General features: G+C 63.9%; 19 protein-coding genes. 5 read left to right on the top strand and 14 right to left on the bottom strand.

Annotated elements, in window-relative coordinates; all coding sequences use genetic code 11:
* Positions 1-83 precede the first annotated feature (83 nt).
* Together KI243_RS03665 and KI243_RS03660 are read left to right on the top strand one after the other, a co-directional pair.
* Positions 84-1,706 (top strand): methyl-accepting chemotaxis protein, encoded by a 1,623-nt coding sequence (locus tag KI243_RS03665; RefSeq protein ID WP_244861810.1) that lies wholly within the window; start codon positions 84-86, stop codon positions 1,704-1,706.
* Positions 1,707-1,883: 177 nt separating this feature from the next.
* A complete protein-coding gene (locus tag KI243_RS03660) occupies positions 1,884-2,246 on the top strand; it encodes a hypothetical protein (protein ID WP_177107902.1) in 363 nt (120 codons plus the stop codon).
* A 304-nt stretch (positions 2,247-2,550) separates the two neighbouring features.
* Here KI243_RS03660 and KI243_RS03655 read toward each other — a convergent pair whose 3' ends face one another.
* From KI243_RS03655 to KI243_RS03625, 7 genes are all read right to left on the bottom strand, one after another.
* The gene (locus KI243_RS03655; RefSeq protein ID WP_212810464.1) at positions 2,551-3,780 is read right to left on the bottom strand and encodes a cytochrome c biogenesis protein DipZ; all 1,230 of its coding nucleotides are present in this window, start codon (positions 3,778-3,780) and stop codon (positions 2,551-2,553) included.
* 94 nt (positions 3,781-3,874) lie between these two features.
* A complete protein-coding gene (locus KI243_RS03650; RefSeq protein ID WP_212810463.1) occupies positions 3,875-4,126 on the bottom strand; it encodes a DUF2790 domain-containing protein in 252 nt (83 codons plus the stop codon).
* A 182-nt stretch (positions 4,127-4,308) separates the two neighbouring features.
* A complete protein-coding gene (locus KI243_RS03645; protein WP_212811167.1) occupies positions 4,309-6,672 on the bottom strand; it encodes a DNA polymerase II in 2,364 nt (787 codons plus the stop codon).
* A gap of 68 nt (positions 6,673-6,740) precedes the next feature.
* The gene (locus KI243_RS03640; protein ID WP_212810462.1) at positions 6,741-7,724 is read right to left on the bottom strand and encodes a phosphoribosyltransferase; all 984 of its coding nucleotides are present in this window, start codon (positions 7,722-7,724) and stop codon (positions 6,741-6,743) included.
* Between the two features lie 60 nt (positions 7,725-7,784).
* A complete protein-coding gene (locus tag KI243_RS03635) occupies positions 7,785-8,321 on the bottom strand; it encodes a GNAT family N-acetyltransferase (protein ID WP_017126690.1) in 537 nt (178 codons plus the stop codon).
* Between the two features lie 110 nt (positions 8,322-8,431).
* On the bottom strand, positions 8,432-9,319 hold the full coding sequence (gene mmsB / locus KI243_RS03630) for a 3-hydroxyisobutyrate dehydrogenase (protein ID WP_212810461.1): 888 nt from the start codon (positions 9,317-9,319) through the stop codon (positions 8,432-8,434).
* Positions 9,320-9,333: 14 nt separating this feature from the next.
* A complete protein-coding gene (locus KI243_RS03625) occupies positions 9,334-10,857 on the bottom strand; it encodes a CoA-acylating methylmalonate-semialdehyde dehydrogenase (RefSeq protein WP_212810460.1) in 1,524 nt (507 codons plus the stop codon).
* A gap of 144 nt (positions 10,858-11,001) precedes the next feature.
* On the opposite strand from KI243_RS03625, the gene KI243_RS03620 reads away from it, so the two are divergent.
* On the top strand, positions 11,002-11,949 hold the full coding sequence (locus tag KI243_RS03620) for a LysR family transcriptional regulator (protein ID WP_017126687.1): 948 nt from the start codon (positions 11,002-11,004) through the stop codon (positions 11,947-11,949).
* Positions 11,950-11,971: 22 nt separating this feature from the next.
* Here KI243_RS03620 and KI243_RS03615 read toward each other — a convergent pair whose 3' ends face one another.
* The 7 genes from KI243_RS03615 to KI243_RS03585 form a co-directional block, all read right to left on the bottom strand.
* Positions 11,972-12,223, bottom strand: a complete 252-nt coding sequence (locus tag KI243_RS03615; RefSeq protein WP_212810459.1) for a BrnA antitoxin family protein — start codon at positions 12,221-12,223, stop codon at positions 11,972-11,974.
* Positions 12,201-12,479: a BrnT family toxin gene (locus tag KI243_RS03610; RefSeq protein WP_177059473.1), complete on the bottom strand. Its 279-nt coding sequence runs from the start codon at positions 12,477-12,479 to the stop codon at positions 12,201-12,203. The genes KI243_RS03615 and KI243_RS03610 overlap by 23 nt, the downstream gene beginning before the upstream one ends.
* A 408-nt stretch (positions 12,480-12,887) precedes the next feature.
* The gene (locus tag KI243_RS03605) at positions 12,888-13,172 is read right to left on the bottom strand and encodes a hypothetical protein (RefSeq protein ID WP_017126684.1); all 285 of its coding nucleotides are present in this window, start codon (positions 13,170-13,172) and stop codon (positions 12,888-12,890) included.
* An 887-nt stretch (positions 13,173-14,059) separates the two neighbouring features.
* Positions 14,060-15,181 carry a GNAT family N-acetyltransferase gene (locus KI243_RS03600; protein WP_083875353.1) on the bottom strand — a complete coding sequence of 374 codons (1,122 nt, stop codon included), beginning with the start codon at positions 15,179-15,181 and terminating at the stop codon, positions 14,060-14,062.
* Positions 15,182-15,306: 125 nt separating this feature from the next.
* The gene (locus KI243_RS03595; protein WP_017126682.1) at positions 15,307-15,810 is read right to left on the bottom strand and encodes an OmpA family protein; all 504 of its coding nucleotides are present in this window, start codon (positions 15,808-15,810) and stop codon (positions 15,307-15,309) included.
* A 4-nt stretch (positions 15,811-15,814) separates the two neighbouring features.
* A complete protein-coding gene (locus KI243_RS03590; RefSeq protein WP_212810458.1) occupies positions 15,815-17,086 on the bottom strand; it encodes a diguanylate cyclase in 1,272 nt (423 codons plus the stop codon).
* Positions 17,083-17,658: a YfiR family protein gene (locus KI243_RS03585; RefSeq protein WP_042935512.1), complete on the bottom strand. Its 576-nt coding sequence runs from the start codon at positions 17,656-17,658 to the stop codon at positions 17,083-17,085. Before KI243_RS03585 ends, KI243_RS03590 begins: the two co-directional genes overlap by 4 nt.
* A gap of 321 nt (positions 17,659-17,979) precedes the next feature.
* On the opposite strand from KI243_RS03585, the gene KI243_RS03580 reads away from it, so the two are divergent.
* The gene (locus KI243_RS03580; RefSeq protein WP_017126679.1) at positions 17,980-18,831 is read left to right on the top strand and encodes a TIM barrel protein; all 852 of its coding nucleotides are present in this window, start codon (positions 17,980-17,982) and stop codon (positions 18,829-18,831) included.
* 12 nt (positions 18,832-18,843) lie between these two features.
* The gene (locus KI243_RS03575; protein WP_017126678.1) at positions 18,844-19,902 is read left to right on the top strand and encodes a 2-oxoglutarate and iron-dependent oxygenase domain-containing protein; all 1,059 of its coding nucleotides are present in this window, start codon (positions 18,844-18,846) and stop codon (positions 19,900-19,902) included.
* Positions 19,903-19,914 lie beyond the last annotated feature (12 nt).

The raw sequence follows: 19,914 nt of genomic DNA, 5'->3' as shown, positions 1-19,914 counted from the left end.
CTGAAACGGCAAAGCTCTCGTGCCATCATCGAAGCCTTTCGTAACACCCACTTTCACTTGGCGGAATCCAGGAGCCGGTTGTCATGCTGTTGAGGAATCTGAAGATCCCCGTACGTTCCGCACTGAGTTTCGCTGTCATTACTTCGCTGTTGATCGTGCTGGGCCTGGTTTCCCTGTGGAACATGAGCGCCATCCGCACCCTGGCGGCCCAGCTCGAGGAACGCTCGATGGCCAGCGTCATCGCCGCCGACCGGGTCAACTCGACCGCCTTGAAGCTGCTGCTGGAAAGCCGCCGGCTGATCGCCCAGTCCAATGCGTCGACTCGGGACACCACCATCGAGAATATCCGTGCGTTTCGCGCCACCCTCCTCGGCCAGTTGCAGGACTACAGCGCCTATATCAGCGACGAGCACGAGCAGCAGTTGTTCAAGGTGGTCAGCGACGGCATCCAGCGCCTGACCCGTTTGGCCGACAGTTGCATCGACTTCAGCCAGAAGGGGCAGTACGCCGAAGGCGCGTTGCTGCTGGATGAGCAAGTGCCCCTGAACAAGCTGATGCAGCAGGCCATCGACCAGTTGGTGCAGTTGAATATCGACAAGGCCAGGCAGTCCGGGCTCGACTCGGCCCACACCTACAACGTCAGCCTCGACTTCACCATTGCCATGATCATCTTCGCCTCGCTGGCCACCCTGGCCCTGGCGTACCGCTTCACCCGCAGCATCACCGTGCCGTTGAAATACGCCCTGTCGATCAACGACACCATTGCCCGCGGCGACCTGCGCAGCGAGATCGTCATCGAAGGCAAGGACGAACTCTCGGCCCTGCTGCAATCGGCGCGGACCATGCAGGGCAACCTGCGCGACACGATCCGCCTGATCGGCGACTCGTCGACCCAACTGGCCTCGGCCGCGGAAGAAATGAGCGCGGTGACCGGCGAATCCAGTCGCGGCCTGCAACGGCAGAACCAGGAGATCGAACAGGCGGCCACGGCGGTGAACCAGATGACCGTGGCGGTCAACGACGTAGCGCGCAATGCCGCCTCGGCATCGACGGCGGCGCGCTCCTCGGGCGAGTCGAGCCAGACCGGTGCGGACCGGGTCATGCACACCGTCGTCGCCATCGAGAAACTCAGCTCGACGGTGCAGAACACCAGCAGCGATGTGCAGCAGCTGGCGACCCAATCCCAGGATATCAGCCAGGTCCTGGAGGTGATTCGCACCATCGCCGAGCAGACCAACCTGCTGGCCCTGAACGCCGCCATCGAGGCGGCGCGGGCCGGCGAACAGGGCCGCGGCTTTGCCGTGGTGGCCGATGAGGTCCGTGCCCTGGCCGGGCGCACGCAGCAATCGACCGGGGAAATCGCCCAGATCATCGAGCGTATCCGCCAGGGCACCGAGCAGGTGACCCGGGCCATGCAGGACAGTTGCGAGGAAGCCCGCGACACCTTGCGCATCGCCCATGAGGCCGGCGCGGCCCTAACGGAGATCGCCGGCGCCATCGGCCAGATCAACGACATGAACCTGCGCATTGCCGCCGGTTCCGAAGAACAGGCCGAAGTGGCGCGCACCGTGGACCGCAACCTGAGCAGCATCCGCGACCTGTCGATGCACAGCGCCAGCGGTGCCCAGCAGACTTCGGTGGCGAGTGCCGAGTTGTCGCGCCTGGCGGCGGACATGCACGGGCTGGTGGCACGCTTCTCGATCTGAGCCACGTATCAGACTGTGTACGCAGTCCCCCGCCATACACTGAGGCACGTTGTCGTCCGCCGGCGACACACGGCGGATACACCCCCGCGTTGAAATGGGCCTGTCGATCGGCAACGCCGATCCAGGCCCTCGACTCATACCCCGTGAGTCTTACCCACAACGCAGGAGTCTCACCCCATGTTCAAGTTCCCGACCGTTTCCCTGACCCTCGCCCTGGCACTGGCCGGCGGCCTCGGCCTGTCCAATGTCGCTTCGGCCAATGTCCCGGCCGTCGAATTCAGCCACGTCAACCAGCAGCAACTGGCGGAAGGTGGTTCCGATCGCTTGCTGGAGCGCCGTGTCGCCGAAGGCGGTTCCGATCGTCTGCTGGAGCGTCGTGTCGCCGAAGGCGGTTCCGATCGTCTGCTGGAACGCCGTGTCGCTGAAGGTGGTTCCGATCGTTTGCTGGAACGTCGTGTCGCTGAAGGCGGTTCCGATCGTTTGCTGGAACGTCGCCTGGCTGCCGGCGATGCCGATCATCACGCTGATCGCCGTGTCTGAAGCCTGCAACGCGCTGAACGGTTCCTCGAGAAAAAGCCCCGCTCATCCGACCGGGGCTTTTTCATGGCCGACCGAAAGACACGCCCTCAAACCGGAACACACCGTGATCGTTCCCACGGTCCCCGTGGGAATGCAGCCCGTGACGCTCCGCGTCACAAGAGCGGACGCAGAGCGTCCAGAGGGGCATTCCCACGCAAAGCGTGGGAACGATCGATCACACGTCATTGCCGGCAAGCCGGCGCCCACGAAAAAGCCGCAAAACCCGGCCAGGGGTTTTGCGGCCTGGGTGGCCCGGACTTGAATCTCAGCCGGCGTTACCCGCTGGCACAACGCCCTTGGCTTCCTGCAGCAAGGTCTGGATCACTTGCTCCTGTTCGTCATAACGACCCTCGCCGAAATGGCTGTAGCGCACCTGCCCCTTGGCATCGATCAGGTAATGGGCCGGCCAGTACTGGTTGTCGAAAGCACGCCAGATCCTGTAGTCGTTGTCGATGGCCACCGGGTAACCGATACCGAGCTTCATCACCTGCTGGCGCACATTGCCGAGGATCTTCTCGAAGGCGTACTCGGGCGTATGCACGCCGATCACCACCAGTCCGTCCTTCTCGTACTTCTTCGCCCAGCTGTTCACATACGGCAGGGTATGCAGGCAGTTGATGCAGTCGAAGGTCCAGAAGTCCACCAGCACCACCTTGCCGCGCAGGGACTCGCGATCCAGCGGCGGCGAGTTCAACCATTCCACCGCACCCGCCAGCGACGGCATGGCGCCCTTGGGCTCCAGGTCGACCGCCGTGGCGGCATTGGCCTTGCTGATCACATAGTCGATGGCCCGGGGAATCTGCTTCAGCAGGTTCTGCTCCACCGTGGCGGCGCCCTGGGACGAGGTGCCGGCCAGCAGCGTGTTATCCGCGCCGGTGGAAATCACCACCGCCGACAACAGCACCGCCACACCGGCGCCACGCCGCAACCAGCCGGTCACCGGAATCGACGGGCGAAGCCGGTTGACCAGCCCGCGCCCGGCGAAAATCAGCGTGCCCAGGGACAGCGCACTGCCCAATCCATAGGCCAGCAGCAACAGGCTGGTCTGCGCATTGGCGCCTTGCAGCATCGCGCTGGTAAGAATGACGCCCAGGATCGGGCCGGCACATGGCGCCCACAGCAATCCCGTGGCCACACCCACCAGCAGCGAAGCCAAGGGGCCGGACAACTGGCGGGCCGCCGGGTCGATGCGATTGCCCAGCATGACGAATGGCCGTGACAGCCAGGCACCGGCGCGGGCGGAAATCAGCGACAGGGCGAACAGCACCATCACCACCAGGGCCAGTTGGCGTCCGGCATTGTTGGCCTGGATCACCCATTCGCTGCTGACCACGGCCAGGCTGGAAACCAGCGCGAAGGTCAGCACCATGCCGACCAGCGTCAGCACGACCGACGCGCGCGAGCGGTCCGCGCGGGCGAAGAGAAAAGGTACAACCGGCAGGATACAAGGGCTGAGGACCGTCAGTATCCCGCCCAGAAAAGCGATAAGCAGCATGGCGTCACCAGACAGAGGCGAGCCTGGAACCGAGCGGGGTACGGCACGGTTTCAGGCGAGAGGGAGGTCGGGCACAAACGTGATCACCAGGGGATCAGCTGCCCAGGTTGCAGTTGTTGGCGAACTTGCCGTAGTCGAGGGTGTGCTGCTCGCCGTGGGAGTCCAGGTAGGTCATGTGGGCGTTGACCACGCCGCAGCCACCCGTGGCGTCGGTCACCACCGACAGTACCCGCTGGATATCCGGCTTGGCGCTGGCGGATTGGCTGGCGGCCTGGACCGGCGCGATCACGGCGAGAACGCTCAGGGCGCAGAACAGGCCGGAGGCAATGAAGGCTTTCAGTTTCATGATGATTTCCTCAAGGTTCGATTCGATGGGCTGGAGTCAGAGCTGTCTGTCTCCCTGGAACCTATTGAACGCCCTTGAGGTATCTCGAATGTGTTCGCCAGCCGGGTCGCGGAAGTCAGCACGTATCGCGGACGGGGCCAGATACATTGCAATACACGAACATCACCTTGATCGAGGGCCCGTCAGAACAACCCGAGCTGGCCGCCGATCAGGGTGCTGAAATCGTCCTGCACGAACGGCAGGATCGCATCCGCCACCGGCTGCAATTGCCGGGTGATGTAGTGGTCGTAGTCGATCGGCGCGCGCCGGACCTCCAGCGGTTCCGGCCCGGCCAGGCTGATCACGTAGCTGATCCAGCCACCGCTCTGGTATTGCCGTGGACGCCCCTGGGCATCGTTGTACTCATCGGCCAGCCGCGCCGCCCGCACATGGGGCGGGACATTGCGCTGATAGTCGCCCAGTTGCCGGCGCAGGCGCTTGCGGTATACCAGCAGCGGGTCCAGTTCGCCCGCCAGGGTGCGTCGCACATAGTCGCGCACATAGTCCTGGTAGGGCTGGCGATTGAAGATGCGCAGATACAGTTCCTGCTGGAACTCCTGGGCCAGCGGCGACCAGTCGCTGCGCACGGTTTCCAGGCCCTTGTAGACCATTTCCTCGCTGCCGTCGGCCCGCGTGACCAACCCGGCATAGCGCTTCTTGCTGCCCTCCTCGGCGCCACGGATGGTCGGCATCAGGAAACGGCTGAAGTGGGTTTCGAACTGCAACTCCAGGGCACTGGTCAGGCCATGCTCCTGGTGCAGATGCTCGCGCCACCAGTCATTGACCCCGGCCACCAGCGCGCGGCCGATCCGCGCGGCCTCTTCCTGGTCATGGGCGCGCTTGAGCCAGACGAAGGTTGAGTCGGTGTCGCCATAGATCACCGTGTAGCCCTGGGCCTCGATCAGTTGCCGGGTGCGGCGCATGATCTCGTGGCCGCGCAAGGTGATCGACGACGCCAGCCGGGTATCGAAGAAACGGCAACCGCTGGAACCGAGCACCCCGTAGAAAGCGTTCATGATGATCTTCAGCGCCTGGGACAGCGGCGCATTGTGCTCGCGCTTGGCCGCCTCGCGCCCCTGCCAGACCGTCTCGACAATCGCCGGCAGGCAATGCCGCGTGCGGGAAAATCGCGCGCCACGAAAACCTGCCACCGACTCACTGTCATCGGGATGCTTCAGGCCCTCGATCAGGCCCACCGGGTCGATCAGGAAGGTGCGGATGATCGACGGATAGAGACTCTTGTAGTCCAGCACCAGTACCGACTCGTACAGCCCCGGGCGAGAATCCATGACAAAGCCGCCGGGGCTGGCTTCGGGCGTGCGCTCGCCGAGATTGGGCGCGACGAACCCCTGGCGATGCATCAGCGGCAGGTACAGGTGGGTGAAGGCCGCCACCGAGCCGCCGCTGCGGTCGGTCGGCAGGCCGGTGACGGTGGCACGTTCGAGCAGGAAGGTGAGCAACTGGGTCTTGTCGAAGATCCGCGTCACCAGCTCGCAGTCCTTGAGGTTGTAGCGCGCCAGGGCGGGCTTGTCCTCGGCGAACATGCGGTCGATCTCGTCCATGCGCTGATAGGGGTTGTCGATCGCCTTGCCCTCGCCCAGCAGGTTCTGCGCCACGTATTCGAGGCTGAACGACGCAAAGCTCCAGGTCGCCGAACGCAGGGCCTCGATACCGTCGATGATCAGGCGCCCGGCGGCGGCCGCGAAATAGTGGGTGTTGCGCGCGCCGTTATCGCGCCAGCCCATGACATCGCCGCCGCGCCCCAGGCGCAGCGGCACCTTGAGGCGCTGGGCATGTTCATGCAGGACCCGCAGGTCGAACTGCACCAGGTTCCAGCCGATGATCGCATCGGGGTCGTGGCGGACCAGCCAGTCGTTGAGGGCTTCGAGCAGTTCGCCACGGCTCTGGCGATAGTCGAGCTTGAAATCCAGCTCGCCGGCTTCGCCGTTTTCCGGCCCGAGCATGTACACCTGGCGTTCGCCGCAACCTTCCAGGGCGATGGAATACAACTCGCCCTGCATGGTGGTCTCGATATCCAGGGATACCAGCCGCAGCCGTGGCCGATAGTCCGGCGCCGGCTTCATCTGCGCGTCGAGCAGCGGCCCATCGACGTTCGCCGTGCCGCCGAACTGCACCGGCGCGGTGATAAAGCGCTCCATCAGGTAACGCTCGGGCGGACGAATATCGGCTTCGTAGACATCCACGCCGGCCGAGCGCAGCAGTTTCTCGATATTTATCAACTGCCGGTGCTGCTGGCAGTAGACGCCGAGCACCGGGCGGTGATGAAAATCCAGCAGTTCCAGCGGTCGCAGCTCGACGCCACGCTCGTTGCGCAACAGGTTTTCGGCGCGCTCGCGCTGGGCAGCGGGGATAAACGCGACCGAGGGTTGCGGTGGCAGGCGAACATGGCGCGGGCCGTCATCGGTGGCCAGCCAGAATTCGACCTGCGTCCCCGCAGGGGTGTCGCGCCAATGCCGGGTCAGGACAAAACCCTGCTGTAGATCCACCACCACTACCTCGAAACCGATTCCAGGTAGCAATTCTACTCGTCATTGCCCGCCGGGGCGCCCCTCTCTCACGCCAGTTGCGCGTCTTCCTGTCGCTGCGGGACGTGGCTCCAGTCATGGGCACCGATCAATCGCCCCCTGCGCACCAGGGCATCCCACCAGATCACTCGCAGCAGCGGCAGGCGCGTCGAAATCAGGATCGCCTGCTGCGCATCGCTTTCGACAAAATGCGTGCAGCCCTGCTGCAATGCCGCCGCGGCCTTGTGGGTAGCCACCTGTTCCGGGCTGTCGTCGTAGGTGGCGATATCGCGCATCAGCAGCGTGATTCCGGCGTAACCGTGAAGGTCGAGCCAATGCCGGGTGCGCTCGCGATCCATTTCCGGACGCCCGGTGATGATCGCCCTGACCCGTGACAAGGCCAGCCAGGACGGGCGCTCGAAGGGTTCCTGGTGGTCTCGCTCGCGCAACGCCCGGCGCAGGTCGGCGGCATAACGCTCCGGGGCGATATCGGGCAACAGGATGCCATCGAGGTCGATGCCGTAGGTTTCGTATTCGTGATCCTCACCCACCGGCCCGGTCAGGCCGCCGCCGGTGGCCTGCCAGCGGGCGCGGTATTCGGCGGTATGGGAATGGCGCTCCCAGGGAAACAGCAGGAAGGCGCCCCGGCCATCGATGCTGTAGTCGGGACGGATCCGGCTGAGGTCGTCGAAGCCCGCTGTCATGGTTTTCAGGGTCAGGCCATGGCCTTGCAGGAACTCGATACAGTCGGCGAGGGTGTGCCCGGCGCCGGCGATGTCCTCGCACAACAGCACCTTGCTGCCCGGCGCGGGCATCGGCAATGAAGAATCCCAGGTGACGGTGCGACTGCCACGCTCATAGCGCAGGAAGGCCGGTGCCAGCCCGGTGGTGTGCGACACCATCAGCGCCAGCGGCGCCCCACCACGCAGGATGCCGACCACACAGGCAAAGGCCTCGTCGACCAGCCGGGAGCGCAGCGACGCGACCCAATGGTCCAGTTGTTCATAGGAGAACGGCAGTACGGGTTTATCCATGGACGGGGCCACATCGAGTCTCGGGGCAGGTCAATACCGCTGCCTGGCGGCACGGCACATTCACGCGTCTGCGGTTTGCGGCACCGTCTTGTAGAGCGTCTCCAGGACCAGTCTAGACACTTTCGGCACCCCGACTCCGGCGTCCAGCGGAAAATCCTGCAGCTTGCCGCTGCGCACATAACCGCGTCGCACATAGAAATTGATCAGTTCCACGCGCCCCGACAGCACGCTCATCACCAGCCGCGTGGCCTTGAGCTGTTCGATGGCATAGGCCTCGGCCGCGCCCAGCATCATCTTGCCGATGCCGCTGTTCTGCTGTCCGGGCAATACGGCGAGGGTGCCGATATAGGCATCGTCGCCCTGGTGCCGGACCTCGACACAGGCGGTGAGCACATCGTCGATTTCCATCACCAGCAGGACCACGCCCGGGGTGGCGAGGGATTCGCGCAGTTGCCCGGCGTCGATGCGCGGCCCGTCGAGGATGGCGCCCTCGTGGGTCCAGCCGCTGAGGTCGGCGCCGGGGCGATACGCAGCATTGATCAGGCAGACCAGGGTGTCGACATCCTGATCGGCGGCCAAGCGGAAGTGATAGTGCATGACGTGCTCTTTAGTGTCGGGTGTTGAGCAGTTAACGTTTGAACGCGGCGTTTATTCCATGCACGGAAAAAACCGGCGGCCCGCCCGACGCGAGCCCCCGGAAAAAACCCTTATTCGGGTTTGCGATAGCTGTTGATGATCGCCGAGAAGTCCTTGCCGCCTTCGCCGCGCAGGCTCATGGCCTGGTAAAGCTGCTGCGCCACGGCACCGAGCACCACCGGCTGGTGGGCCTGGCGCCCGGCCTCGGTGGCCAGGCCGAGGTCCTTGAGCATCAGCTCGGCACCGAAACCACCGGTATAACCCCGGGAAGCCGGCGCCGTTTCGATGATCCCCGGCCACGGATTGTAGGTGTCGGAACTCCAGCAGCGCCCGGTGGAGCTGTTGATCACGCCGGCCAACACCTGGGTGTCGATGCCCAGCGCCGCACCGAGGGCCATCGCTTCGCTGACCCCGACCATGGAAATGCCCAGCAGCAGGTTGTTGCAGATCTTGGCGATCTGCCCGGTGCCGACTTCGCCGCAATGGACGATATTGCGGCCCATCTGCGCCAGCACCGGCTGCAGGGTGGCGAACAGTTCGACGGAGGCGCCGACCATGAAGGTCAGGGTCCCGGCCGCGGCACCGCCGGTACCGCCGGACACCGGCGCATCAGCCATGGCCACGCCCTGTTTCGCCGCGGCGGCCGCGACATCCTTGGCGGTCTGCGGGTCGATGGTGCTGCAATCCACCGCCGGCACGCCGCTGGCGATACCCGCCAGGACGCCGTCCTCGCCCAGCCAGACACTGCGCACATGGGCGGCGGCCGGCAGCATGGTGATCACCAGCTCGCTGCCCTGGGCCGCGGCTTTCGGCGAGCCGCTGATGGTCCCGCCAAGGGCCGCCAGCTCTTCCAGCACGGTCTTGTTCAGGTCGAACAGATTCAGGCTGTGCCCGGCCTTGATCAGGTTGCGCGCCATCGGCGCGCCCATGTTGCCCAGTCCGATAAATGCGATCTTCATGGCCCGTTCCTCCCTCAGCGCAGGTTGATGGTGGTGTTCACACCGTGATTGACGCTGTCATCGTCGAACCAGCGACTGGTGACGGTCTTGGTCTGAGTGTAGAACTGCACCACCTGCTTGCCGTACGGGCCGAGGTCGCCGAGCTTGGAACCGCGCGAACCGGTGAAGCTGAAGAACGGTACCGGCACCGGGATCGGGATGTTGATGCCCACCTGGCCGATGTCGATTTCACTCTGGAACTTGCGCGCCGACGCGCCGCTCTGGGTGAACAGGCCGGTGCCGTTGCCGAACGGATTGGCGTTGACCAGGGCAATCGCCTCGTCGAGGGTGTCGACTTCCAGCACCACCAGCACCGGGCCGAAGATTTCCTGGGTGTAGATCTGCATGTCGGTGGTCACCCCGGAGAACAGGGTCGGGCCGACGAAGTTGCCATGCTCGAAGCCCGGCACCTGGATGTCGCGACCGTCCAGCTCGAGCTTGGCGCCTTCCTCGATGCCGCTTTCGATCAGGCCCAGCACGCGCTCTTTCGCCCGCTTGGAAATCAGCGGGCCGACATCGGTGCCCGGCTCGCTGCCGGCGTTGACCTTGAGTTTCTGCGCCAGGGCCTTGAGGTCCGGCAGCCATTGTTTCGCCGCGCCCACCAGCACCACCACCGAAGTGGCCATGCAGCGTTGGCCGGCCGCGCCGAAACCGGCACCGACCAGGGCATTGAGGGTCTGTTCGCGGTTGGCATCGGGCAGCACCACCGCATGGTTCTTCGCGCCCATCATCGACTGTACGCGCTTGCCGTGACGACCGGCGAGGTCATAGACATGGGTGCCGACTGCGGTCGAACCGACAAAGGACACCGCCTTGATGTCCTTGTGGGTGCACAAGGCGTCCACCACGTCCTTGCCGCCGTGCACCACGTTCAGCACGCCCGGCGGAACCCCGGCTTCCAGCGCCAGCTCCACCAGCAGCAGCGTCGACAGCGGGTCCTGCTCGGAAGGCTTGAGCACGAAGGTATTGCCGCAGGCGATCGCCATCGGGAACATCCACAGCGGAATCATCGCCGGGAAGTTGAACGGGGTGATCCCGGCGCAGACGCCGATGGGTTGGCGCAGGGTGTAGGTATCGACACCACCGGCGACGTTCTCGGCGAACTCGCCCATTTGCAGGGTGCCGATGGAACAGGCGTGCTCCACCACTTCCAGGCCGCGGAAGATATCGCCCTCGGCGTCGGCGATGGTCTTGCCCTGCTCGGCGCTGAGGACCACGGCGATGCGCCTGGAGTGTTCGCGGATCAGTGCCTGCAACTTGAGCATGATGCGCATGCGCGCGCCGATCGGGGTCAGCTTCCAGGTCTGGAAGGCACGGTGCGCGGCGGCGATGGCGGCGTCGACTTCATCGGCGGTGGCGAACGGGACCTTGGCCAGGACTTCCTGGGTCGCCGGATTGACGATGTCATGCCATTCGCTGGTCCTGGATTCGACCCATTCACCGTCGATCAGCAACCTGGCGGTCTTGAGGGTAGCGTCGGGCTTGAGAGAAACGTTCATGGAAGTCTCCTGAATTATTGTAGGGGCGAATCCTGGTGCAAGGGTCCGAGACGGGCGAGGCAGCGCCGAGCATGGTGACTGGACTGTTTTTGGAGTATAGATGTGCATTCTTCTAATAAGAACGCACATAAAAACCGGACCAACATGCAAAAAAACATCACGTCTTTGGGTTCATTGAACTGGGACGACCTGAAGTTTTTCCTCGAGGTCGCTCGTACCCGCAAGGCCAGCAGCGCGGCCAAGCGCCTGGCGGTGGACTACACCACGGTGTCGCGGCGCATCAGTTCGCTGGAGGCGGCGCTCGGCACCTTGCTGTTCGAGAAGTCGCGGACCAACGGCTTTGTCCTGACCGCCGAAGGCCAGCGTCTGCTGGGCTACGCCGAGTCCATCGAAAGCACCCTGCACATGGCCTGCGAGCAGGTTTCCGGCTCGGGTGTAGCGCTTTCCGGGCATGTGCGCATGGGTTGCACGGAAGGCTTCGGCAGTTTCTTCATCACCCCGCAGTTGAGTCATTTCGTCGAGGCGTACCCGGCGATCTCCGTCGATATCCTGCCGCTGCCGCACTTCATCAGCCTGTCCAAGCGCGAGGCGGATATCGTCATTGCCCTGGAGCGCCCGGAGCATGGGCCGTATGTCTGCTGCAAGCTCTGCGACTACCGCCTGCAGTTGTACGCGACCCGCGAGTATCTGGACCAGCACCCGGCGATCCGTCGCGCCAGCGACCTGGGCCGGCATCGGTTTGTCAGTTATGTCGACGACCTGGCCTTCAGCAACGAGCTGCTGTACCTGGCGAACGTCCTGCCCAGCGCCACCGCCAACCTGCGCAGCACCAGCGTGATCGCCCAGTTCGTCGCCGCGCAGCAGGGCCGCGCGCTGGCGATCCTGCCCTGCTTCCTCGCGGCCCAGGACCCGAACCTGCTACCGGTGCTGCCGGACGAAGTGAACATCACCCGACAATTCTGGATGTACTGCCGGGAGGACCTGCGCAAGTTGAAGCGCATTACCTTGTTGTGGGATTACATCCGCGAAGTGACCGAGCGCAACCAGGCGCTGCTGATGGGAGAGACGCGGAGCATGGTGTTTCACGATTGAGGGTGGGTGTGGGGCGCTAGCCCTATCGGCTCTGATGAGCCTGCATATATTGGCGCAGTAGCTGGTTGATACGCGTCTGGTAGCCGGTACCTTGCCCCTTGAACCACTCCAGCACGTCAGCGTCCAGACGGATGGTGACCGCCCGCTTCACCGGCACACGCAATTCGGCGCGGCGGAAGAAGTCTTCGCCCAGTTCGGGAATTTCGCTGGTATCGATTTCCTGGTCGCTCAGCTTGTCCAGGCGCTCCCAATCAGTTTTCGATTCTTTCGGCATAGTATTTGGCCTCCTGCTTGGTAGCTTTTCGGGCAGAGATAATGCGGATCGCATCGCCCCGCCGTTCGGTATAGACGACCACGCCAAGCAATATCTTGATCCATCCAATGCTGATCCAGCGCTCCTCACCGTAATCCGTTCGATCATCACGCAAGGCCAGCATTGGATGCTGGAAAATATCCGGCACGTCGTTGAAGTCAATGCCGTGCTTACGGATGTTGGCCTGGTTCTTGATCTCGTCCCATTCAAAATGCATGGGACATCCTGTATTTACTTTTGTACATACACTATAGCCCGTTTGATGATGTGTGTGTAGCCCTTGGCAGTTCGCTGGTGTAGAACCTCTGCAGCGGGATTTATTTAGCCCCGTCGATAACCACTGGACATCAAAAAAATAAATGCACGGTGTTTCCACGAAACAGCGCAATGGCGATCCACAAACGCTCACGAATATCGTTAAACCCAAGGAATTCTGGACGCCGGATACCGACAACACGCATTGAGGCCTGGCGCTCAGCAAGGCCGGGCGCGGGCCCCTGTAGGAGCGGGGCTTGTCGGGGCGCAGCATCGCCGCGAAGGGGCCCTTGAGATCGCTAAAAGCTTCGCGGGCAAGCCCGGCTCCTACAAGTCAGGTGGCGTTTTCAGCGTTTTGGGGTGTACCCCATCAGGCCCGCAACGCGTCGGGCTGGGGATCGGGGATCCGCCGCTGCAACGCATCGAGGGCGTCACAACCGTCCTGCAACAGTAGATAGGCCGCGCCGGCAAAGTGATAGAGGTCACGGTCACAGGTATTGCCGATGCTCATGCAGGTCAGGCTGTGGCTCAGGTCGCGAGCCGCCTTGATGCGTTGTACGGCCAGCTCGTAGAGATCGCGCACCGGGGCGTCGAGGTTGAGGTAGAGCACGGGGACTTGGGTGAGATTGCTTTGTAGCGGGCGGAAATTGGTCATGGTGTAACTCCGTAATAGTTATGGAGTCACCAACATCTGCGGCTAAACAAACGAAGGTGGCAGCTGTACGCGGGTTAGCCGACCGGGACTATTACGAAACCCGGCACACCCGAGGGTGTCCCACGCACAGCCGCCATGACAAAAAGCCAGACAGCAAAAAGCGCCAATATCATAGGGCGCTTCTGCGTTTCGTAGTAGTTTCAGTCGGCTAAGACCGGTCACCGATTCGTCGATGACTGCCGAACTATAGTCCAGCGATCTGCCGAATAGCTGCCACTTTTACACCCTGAAACAGGTGCCATTACGGTGACGGCTGATCGTTCCCAGGCGCGGCAAAGGGATGCCTTACTGGACGCTCTGCGTCCGCTCTTGTGACGCAGAGCGTCACGGGCTGCATTCCCACGCGGAGCGTGGGAACGATCGTGACGAACCCTGTAGGAGCTGGCTTGCCGGCGATGACGATGCCAGCCGCACCACCGCTTTCGCGGGCAAGCCCGCTCCCACAGGATGGGGGGCTCACCACGGACTGTCGTCCAGCCTGGAGGCTTGCCAGCGATGACGATGCCAGCCGCGCCGCCGCTTTCGCGGGCAAGCCCGCTCCCACAGGATGTGGGCTCACCACGGACTGTCGTCCAGCCTGGAACCCTGTAGGAGCTGGCTTGCCAGCGATGACGATACCAGCCCCACCACCGCTTTCGCGGGCAAGCCCGCTCCCACAGGATGGGGGCTCACCACGGACTGTCGTCCAGCCTGGAACCCTGTAGGAGCTGGCTTGCCAGCGATGACGATGCCAGCCCCACCACCGCTTTCGCGGGCAAGCCCGCTCCCACAGGGTGCAAGCCTTCCGGGCCTCTTCGCCGACAGGCCCGCTCCCACAGGTCGCGGTGCTATTCAGCCTCGGCCATCTGCCGCAGGTCGGGATCCAGGTTCTGCCAGTTGATGCCCTTGGCCACCGCGCCGAATACGCGGTGCAGCAATGGGTTGCGGTGCCGGCAGTAGCAGTCCAGCGGGACCAGTTGATGGCCGACCTCGCGCTTGGCGCTGTAGCCGGTCTGGCCGCTTTCCAGGCGGGTGGCGCCAACACCGCAGGCCCATTTCACCGCCTGCTCCCAAAGCTGGAAGTACAGGTGCGACTGCATGCCCACGGCATAGTCGATGCCGATGAATTTGTTGATGGCCTTGTCGCCCACCAGGAAGCACAACATGAACGCCACCAGCTTGCCGCTGTGCGCATCGGTCATCAGGATGAAGTGGGACTGGGGCTTGGCGGCGATCTGGCGGAAGAACTCGATATTCAGACGCTCGAACTTGGTCTTGCCCTTTTCGTAGGTCTGCTGGAACAGCGCGAATACCGCGTCCAGGGTCTGCTCGTCCGGTTGCTGCAGCACCCGCACTTCGTGGGCGCCGTGGGCCAGGCCGTCCTTGAGCTTCTTTTTCAGGCGATAACGATGACGGCTCTTGAGCCCCTTGAGGTAACCCTCGAAACCGCCCGCCGCCAACTCGACCGTCGTGCCGGGAAAGCTGACCATGGGAAACAACCGGCGAGCCTGGCTGAGGGCTTCGAGCGCCGGCTTCTCGGCTTCGCCGAAGTCCTTCCAGACCGTCATCGCGACCTTTTTCTCATGGCCACGGCGGGTCAGCGCATCTTGCAGCGGCAGCAGGATATCGCCGAGGGAATAACCGGGCATCACGCCCACCGCGCCTTCGTCCGAACAGGGCGAGCCGACGAACAGGGTGCGCTGGTAACGCAACGCCGGGATCACCCGCATCAGCCTGGCGATCAGTGGCGGCACCACCAGTTCCATCGGCACGTCCATGATAAAGGTCGGGGCCAGGCCGATGGGCTGGCCGTCGCGCTCGACCACCGCATAGGCGAATTCGAACTGGTCATCGAGACCGCTAGCCTCCAGCGCCTCGTACCACCAGCGACCTTCGACATGGTTGAAACAGGTGTCCCATAACACGGACGGGATCAAAGCTGCCCGACTGACCCATTGAACAGTTGCCATTCAAACTTCCTCTCAGTCGACGCCCCTGCCTGGCAGGGCCATCACTTATACCCGCATGGGTACAACTCGAGAAAGAGCGGCGTATGTTATTTCATAATGTGTCCAGATCGTCAGGCGCCTGATACTCAGTCGGCAATCACCACGATCGACACCCGACGGTTCTCCGTACGACCGGCGGCCGTGCTGTTGGAGGCCACCGGCTCGCGGCTGCCCAGGCCACGGATCTCGATGTTTTCCTTCTTCATGCCGGTCTGCTCCAGCACCGTCGCCACGCTGTTGGCGCGCCGTACGGAGAGCTGTTCGTTGTAGGCTTCCTTGCCCGACGCATCGGTGTGACCGTCGACCCGCACCCGCTGGATGTCCACGCCGAGCAGGGCCTTGGCGATGCGCTCGACGATGTCGTGGCTTTCCTTGTTCAGTACTTCCAGGTCACTGCCGAACAACACCTTGCCCGACAGGCCGAAGGCCCAGCCCTCGTCCGTCAGTTCGAACCCCTGTTGCTTGAGCACGGCGATCTGCGCCGGGCTCAGGCCTTTTTGCGGGGCGGTCTGGCAGCCGGCCAGGGCCAGCAGCGCCGTGAACAGGAAGACACCGAAGAATCGCAGGGAACGCTGGGTAAAGGTATACAAGGGTTCAACTCCTGATCTGAACAGTGGCTGCGGAGTGCTCCGACTCCGCCGTGTGTTGCCCGCCTCGGGAAAGGCGCTTGGCTTGGTACATCGCGGCATCGGCTGCATTGAGCAGGGTGCCGGGGCTGGTGCCATGATCGGGGTAGACGGCGATACCGATACTGAGGGAGGTCACGACCTGGGCCTGACCGGGCACGGCAATCGGCATTTCCATGCTGGCGATGATCTTGTCGGCGATGCGCTCGGCGTCTTCGATCGCGTGCAGCGGTGTCAGCAGCACGGCGAACTCGTCACCGCCCAGGCGCGCCACCAGGTCGTCCTCGCGCAACTGCGCCCGCACCCGCGTGGCCACGGCCATCAGCACCGCATCGCCCGCGGCATGGCCGAAGTTGTCGTTGATCTGCTTGAAGCGGTCGCTGTCGAGAAACAGCACGCCGACCCGCTCGCCCTGCTTGGCGCCATTGCGCAGGGCACGCATCAGGCGGCCCTCGAAAAACGCCCGGTTGGGCAGGCCGGTCAGGCTGTCGTGGCTGGCCTGGTGGGCGAGGGATTCGTTCTCGCTCTGGATGTGGGTCTGCCAGGCTTCCAGTTCGTCGAGCAGGGCATTGAAGTCGGTGCCGAGGTTGTCCAGCTCGACGATCTCCGCCGCCGGCACGCGACGATCGAAGGCCCGCTCGCTGCGGGCCGCGTGGGCCACTTCGGCGAGGCTGCGCAGCGGAACGATGATCCCGCGCAACAACCGGCGGGCCAGGTACAGGCCCAGCCAGGCGGCCAGCACGCTGCAGACCAGGATCCCCGCCAGCCCGCTGAGCAGGAAGCGCAGCATGCTGCCGCCATGGCCGGTCAGGCGCACGCTGCCGATTTCGCGGTCTTGGTGCAGGATCGGCAGTTCGATGGGTTGTTCGAGCAGAGACCGCGCCAATTGCGTTTCCAACTGCGACATCAGACCGGTCTCCGGTCGCTGCCAGTGGGCCAGGCGCTGGCCGTTGGCGGTGAACACCTGGGCGTCGGCCACTTCCTCGGTGGCGGCGATCACGTCGAGGGCTTCGGTCGCCGCGCTGCTGTCGTTGAACACCACCGCCGCCTCGACGGTGTAGCTGATGGAGCGGGCGATCAGGTGCAGGTTGTGATCGGCATAGACCCGCAGCGCCAGCACGCCGAGAAAGGTCAGGGACACGCTGACCAGCCCGACCGCCGCCAGCGCCGCCATCAGGTGCCCGCGCCCCAGCACCGAGCGCAGGCTGCGGCGGACTTCCGGCTTGTGCAGACCGATCATGGCTGTGCGGCCCGACGACGGGACAGTTGCAGGACACTCGGGTGAATGCGCACGCCGCTGCGGGCCACCGAATCCAGGTTGACCTCGAACGACACCTGGCTGTCCGCCACGCGCAGGCAGAACAGGCTGCCGACGGTACATTGATCGCCACCTTCGCTGATGCTCAGCACGGCATGGCCGTTGAGGGCGTTGAACAGGCGGCTGCGTTCGTCACTGGTGAGCTTGCCGATATACACCGCATCACAGGCGCTGGCGACGGTGGCGTTGTCGGCCAGCAGGCGCTGCACCAGCACCGGCCGGCCGGTGGCCTGGGTGGTGCCCTTGACCAGGTCGTCGGTGTATTCGGTGGGACCGATGATGCACAAGCGCAGCTGCGCGGGCTCCACCGGCCAGCGCGCATAACTGAGGATGCCGAGCACCACCTGGGTGACGGCCTGGGCGCGCTGGTCGGCGGCGCCAGGGGCGACGGTGTCCTGGGCACTACTCAAGTGCGTGAACAAACAGAGCATGGCGGACAGCCCCAGCTGTCTCCAGCCAAACCACCGCTCTGTCGTCCAGACAGCCACGTTCATGCAGGGATTCTCTTGAAACTATGTAGGAATGATGCCGCAACGATAGCATATCACTGGCCTGCCAGCGTCAAGCCAAGGCGGTAGATAGCCGGCTAATAGTTCATGAATCTCTGAAGTATGGATTTGAGGTTTCCTATTCTTCTCTGCGTCCGTGGCTGTCTAAGATCGACGCCAGCGTGATTGATCCCTCCCCGCCTCGCGGTGAGACCGGCTCCACAGAGAGCCGGCTCGACGAAACCTTTTGCTACTGCCGTAACCGCCCGCCCTGGCCATGTGCCGTGGCGTGCTTCGAGCAGCTCAAGGTCTGGTTGAGGTTCACCGATGAAACTGGAGATTTTCCGCACCCTCTGGGGCTACACCGCGAGCAAGGCCCAGGCACTCGACGAGTTGCTGGGCGCCGGCTTCGACGGCATGGAAGCGCGCCTGCCGTTGCAGGCCCGGGAACGCGCCGAGTTCGCCGCCTTCCTGCGGGCCAATCGACTGGGCTATATCAGCACGGTCTTCACCGCCTACGACGTGCTCCCCGAGCAGGCCGCGCCGCCCGCCGAGCACCTGCGCGATCTCGAACAGAAACTGGCCTGGGCCGCCGAACTGGAGCCGCGCTTCGTCAACGTGCTGGCCGGCAACGACCGCTGGCCCCTGGCGCAACAGGTGGAATTCTTCGGTGCGGCCATGGACCTGGCTCGCCAATCGGGGCAGACCTGCTGCTTCGAAACCCACCGCTCGCGTTCGCTGTTCAACCCCTGGCTGACCCTCGAACTGATCCGCCAACTGCCCGACCTGCGCTTCACCAGCGATATCAGCCACTGGATCGTCACCTGCGAACGCCTGCTGGACGATCCGGCCGATGACCTGGGGCCGTTTGTCGAACGCGTCCACCATATCCAGGCCCGGGTCGGCTATGACCAGGGCCCTCAGGTGCCACACCCCGGCGCCCCGGAATACGCCCGCGAACTGGCCTTCCACCAGGCCCACTGGGAAAGCATCTGGCGTTCCCAGCAGGCCCGCGGCTATGCCGTCAGCACCCTGACCCCGGAGTTCGGCGCCGACGGCTATCTGCATCACCTGCCCTTCACCAATGTCCCGGTCGCCGACCTGTGGTCGCTGAACGTCTGGATGGCCGGGACCGAACGCGCGCACTTCGACCGCTTCAGCCAATCAACCCACCCGTGAGGTGTTTGCGTCATGCCTGAGAACAGCCATAACAGTCCGGCCCAAGCCAACTTCAAGAGCATTCCGGTGGTGAATATCGCCGGGCTGTTCAGCGTCGAGCTGGAGCATCGCCTGGCGGTCGCCGAGCAACTGGGGGCCGCCGCCAGCGAGGTCGGCTTCCTCTACATCACCGAGCACGGCATCGATCCGCAACTGATCGCCAACCTGCGCCAGGCGGCGAAGGACTACTTCGCCCAGCCGCTCGAAGCCAAGATGCAGCACTACATCGGCACGTCGAAGAGCCACAAGGGTTTCGTGCCCGAGGGCGAAGAGGTGTACGCCAAGGGCAAGCCGGACCACAAGGAAGCCTTCGACATCGGTTTCGAAGTGCCGGCGGACGATCCGCTGGTGCTCGCCGGCACGCCTCTGCTGGGGCCGAACGAGTGGCCGTCATTGCCCGGTTTCAAGGAAGCCGTGCAGGCCTACTACGCCGCCGTGTTCGCCCTCGGGCGCAAGCTGTTCGGCGGTTTCGCCCTGGCCCTGGGGCTGGAGGAAAACACTTTCGACAGCCTGGTCAGCCGGCCGCCATCGAAGCTGCGACTGATCCACTACCCGTTCGACGATGCCGCCCAGGACGCCCCCGGTATCGGTGCCCACACCGACTACGAGTGTTTCACCATCCTGCTGGCCGACAAGCCCGGCCTGGAGGTGATGAACGACCTGGGCCAGTGGATCGACGCGCCGCCGATTCCCGGCGCGTTCGTGGTGAACATCGGCGACATGCTCGAAGTGATGACCGCCGGCACCTTTGTCGCCACCGCCCACCGCGTGCGCACCGTGAGCGAGGAGCGCTACTCCTTCCCGCTGTTCTATGCCTGCGACTTCCATACCCTGATCCAGCCGCTGCCCAGCTTTGCCCGGGCCGGCCAGGAATACGAACAGATCGCCATCGGCGAACACATGTATGGCCAGGCCCTGCAGACCTACCAGTACCTGCGCAAGCGCGTGGAAAACGGCGAGATCGCCCTGCCGGAAAAAGCCCGCAAGCCATCGAGCTTCGGTCATTTGAAAAACCAGGCGCAGCCTTCCTGAACCTGCCGCTTA

It is taken from the genome of Pseudomonas sp. Ost2 (assembly GCF_018326065.1).
Classification (GTDB): Bacteria; Pseudomonadota; Gammaproteobacteria; order Pseudomonadales; family Pseudomonadaceae; genus Aquipseudomonas; species Aquipseudomonas gingeri.
The sequence above is the reverse complement of the archived record's forward strand: the minus strand, read 5'-3'. Positions and strand labels throughout refer to the sequence as shown.

Excerpts from the sequence above, each read along its gene's own strand:
- KI243_RS03640 (WP_212810462.1), bottom strand. The coding sequence starts at position 7,724 with ATGGATAAACCCGTACTGCCGTTCTCCTATGAACAACTGGACCATTGG.
- KI243_RS03650 (WP_212810463.1), bottom strand. The coding sequence starts at position 4,126 with ATGAAACTGAAAGCCTTCATTGCCTCCGGCCTGTTCTGCGCCCTGAGC.
- KI243_RS03610 (WP_177059473.1), bottom strand. The coding sequence starts at position 12,479 with ATGCATTTTGAATGGGACGAGATCAAGAACCAGGCCAACATCCGTAAG.
- KI243_RS03580 (WP_017126679.1), top strand. The coding sequence starts at position 17,980 with ATGAAACTGGAGATTTTCCGCACCCTCTGGGGCTACACCGCGAGCAAG.
- KI243_RS03590 (WP_212810458.1), bottom strand. The coding sequence starts at position 17,086 with ATGATCGGTCTGCACAAGCCGGAAGTCCGCCGCAGCCTGCGCTCGGTG.
- KI243_RS03665 (WP_244861810.1), top strand. The coding sequence starts at position 84 with ATGCTGTTGAGGAATCTGAAGATCCCCGTACGTTCCGCACTGAGTTTC.
- KI243_RS03615 (WP_212810459.1), bottom strand. The coding sequence starts at position 12,223 with ATGCCGAAAGAATCGAAAACTGATTGGGAGCGCCTGGACAAGCTGAGC.
- KI243_RS03620 (WP_017126687.1), top strand. The coding sequence starts at position 11,002 with ATGCAAAAAAACATCACGTCTTTGGGTTCATTGAACTGGGACGACCTG.
- KI243_RS03660 (WP_177107902.1), top strand. The coding sequence starts at position 1,884 with ATGTTCAAGTTCCCGACCGTTTCCCTGACCCTCGCCCTGGCACTGGCC.
- KI243_RS03625 (WP_212810460.1), bottom strand. The coding sequence starts at position 10,857 with ATGAACGTTTCTCTCAAGCCCGACGCTACCCTCAAGACCGCCAGGTTG.
- KI243_RS03585 (WP_042935512.1), bottom strand. The coding sequence starts at position 17,658 with ATGAACGTGGCTGTCTGGACGACAGAGCGGTGGTTTGGCTGGAGACAG.
- KI243_RS03605 (WP_017126684.1), bottom strand. The coding sequence starts at position 13,172 with ATGACCAATTTCCGCCCGCTACAAAGCAATCTCACCCAAGTCCCCGTG.
- KI243_RS03575 (WP_017126678.1), top strand. The coding sequence starts at position 18,844 with ATGCCTGAGAACAGCCATAACAGTCCGGCCCAAGCCAACTTCAAGAGC.
- mmsB (WP_212810461.1), bottom strand. The coding sequence starts at position 9,319 with ATGAAGATCGCATTTATCGGACTGGGCAACATGGGCGCGCCGATGGCG.
- KI243_RS03655 (WP_212810464.1), bottom strand. The coding sequence starts at position 3,780 with ATGCTGCTTATCGCTTTTCTGGGCGGGATACTGACGGTCCTCAGCCCT.
- KI243_RS03635 (WP_017126690.1), bottom strand. The coding sequence starts at position 8,321 with ATGCACTATCACTTCCGCTTGGCCGCCGATCAGGATGTCGACACCCTG.
- KI243_RS03600 (WP_083875353.1), bottom strand. The coding sequence starts at position 15,181 with ATGGCAACTGTTCAATGGGTCAGTCGGGCAGCTTTGATCCCGTCCGTG.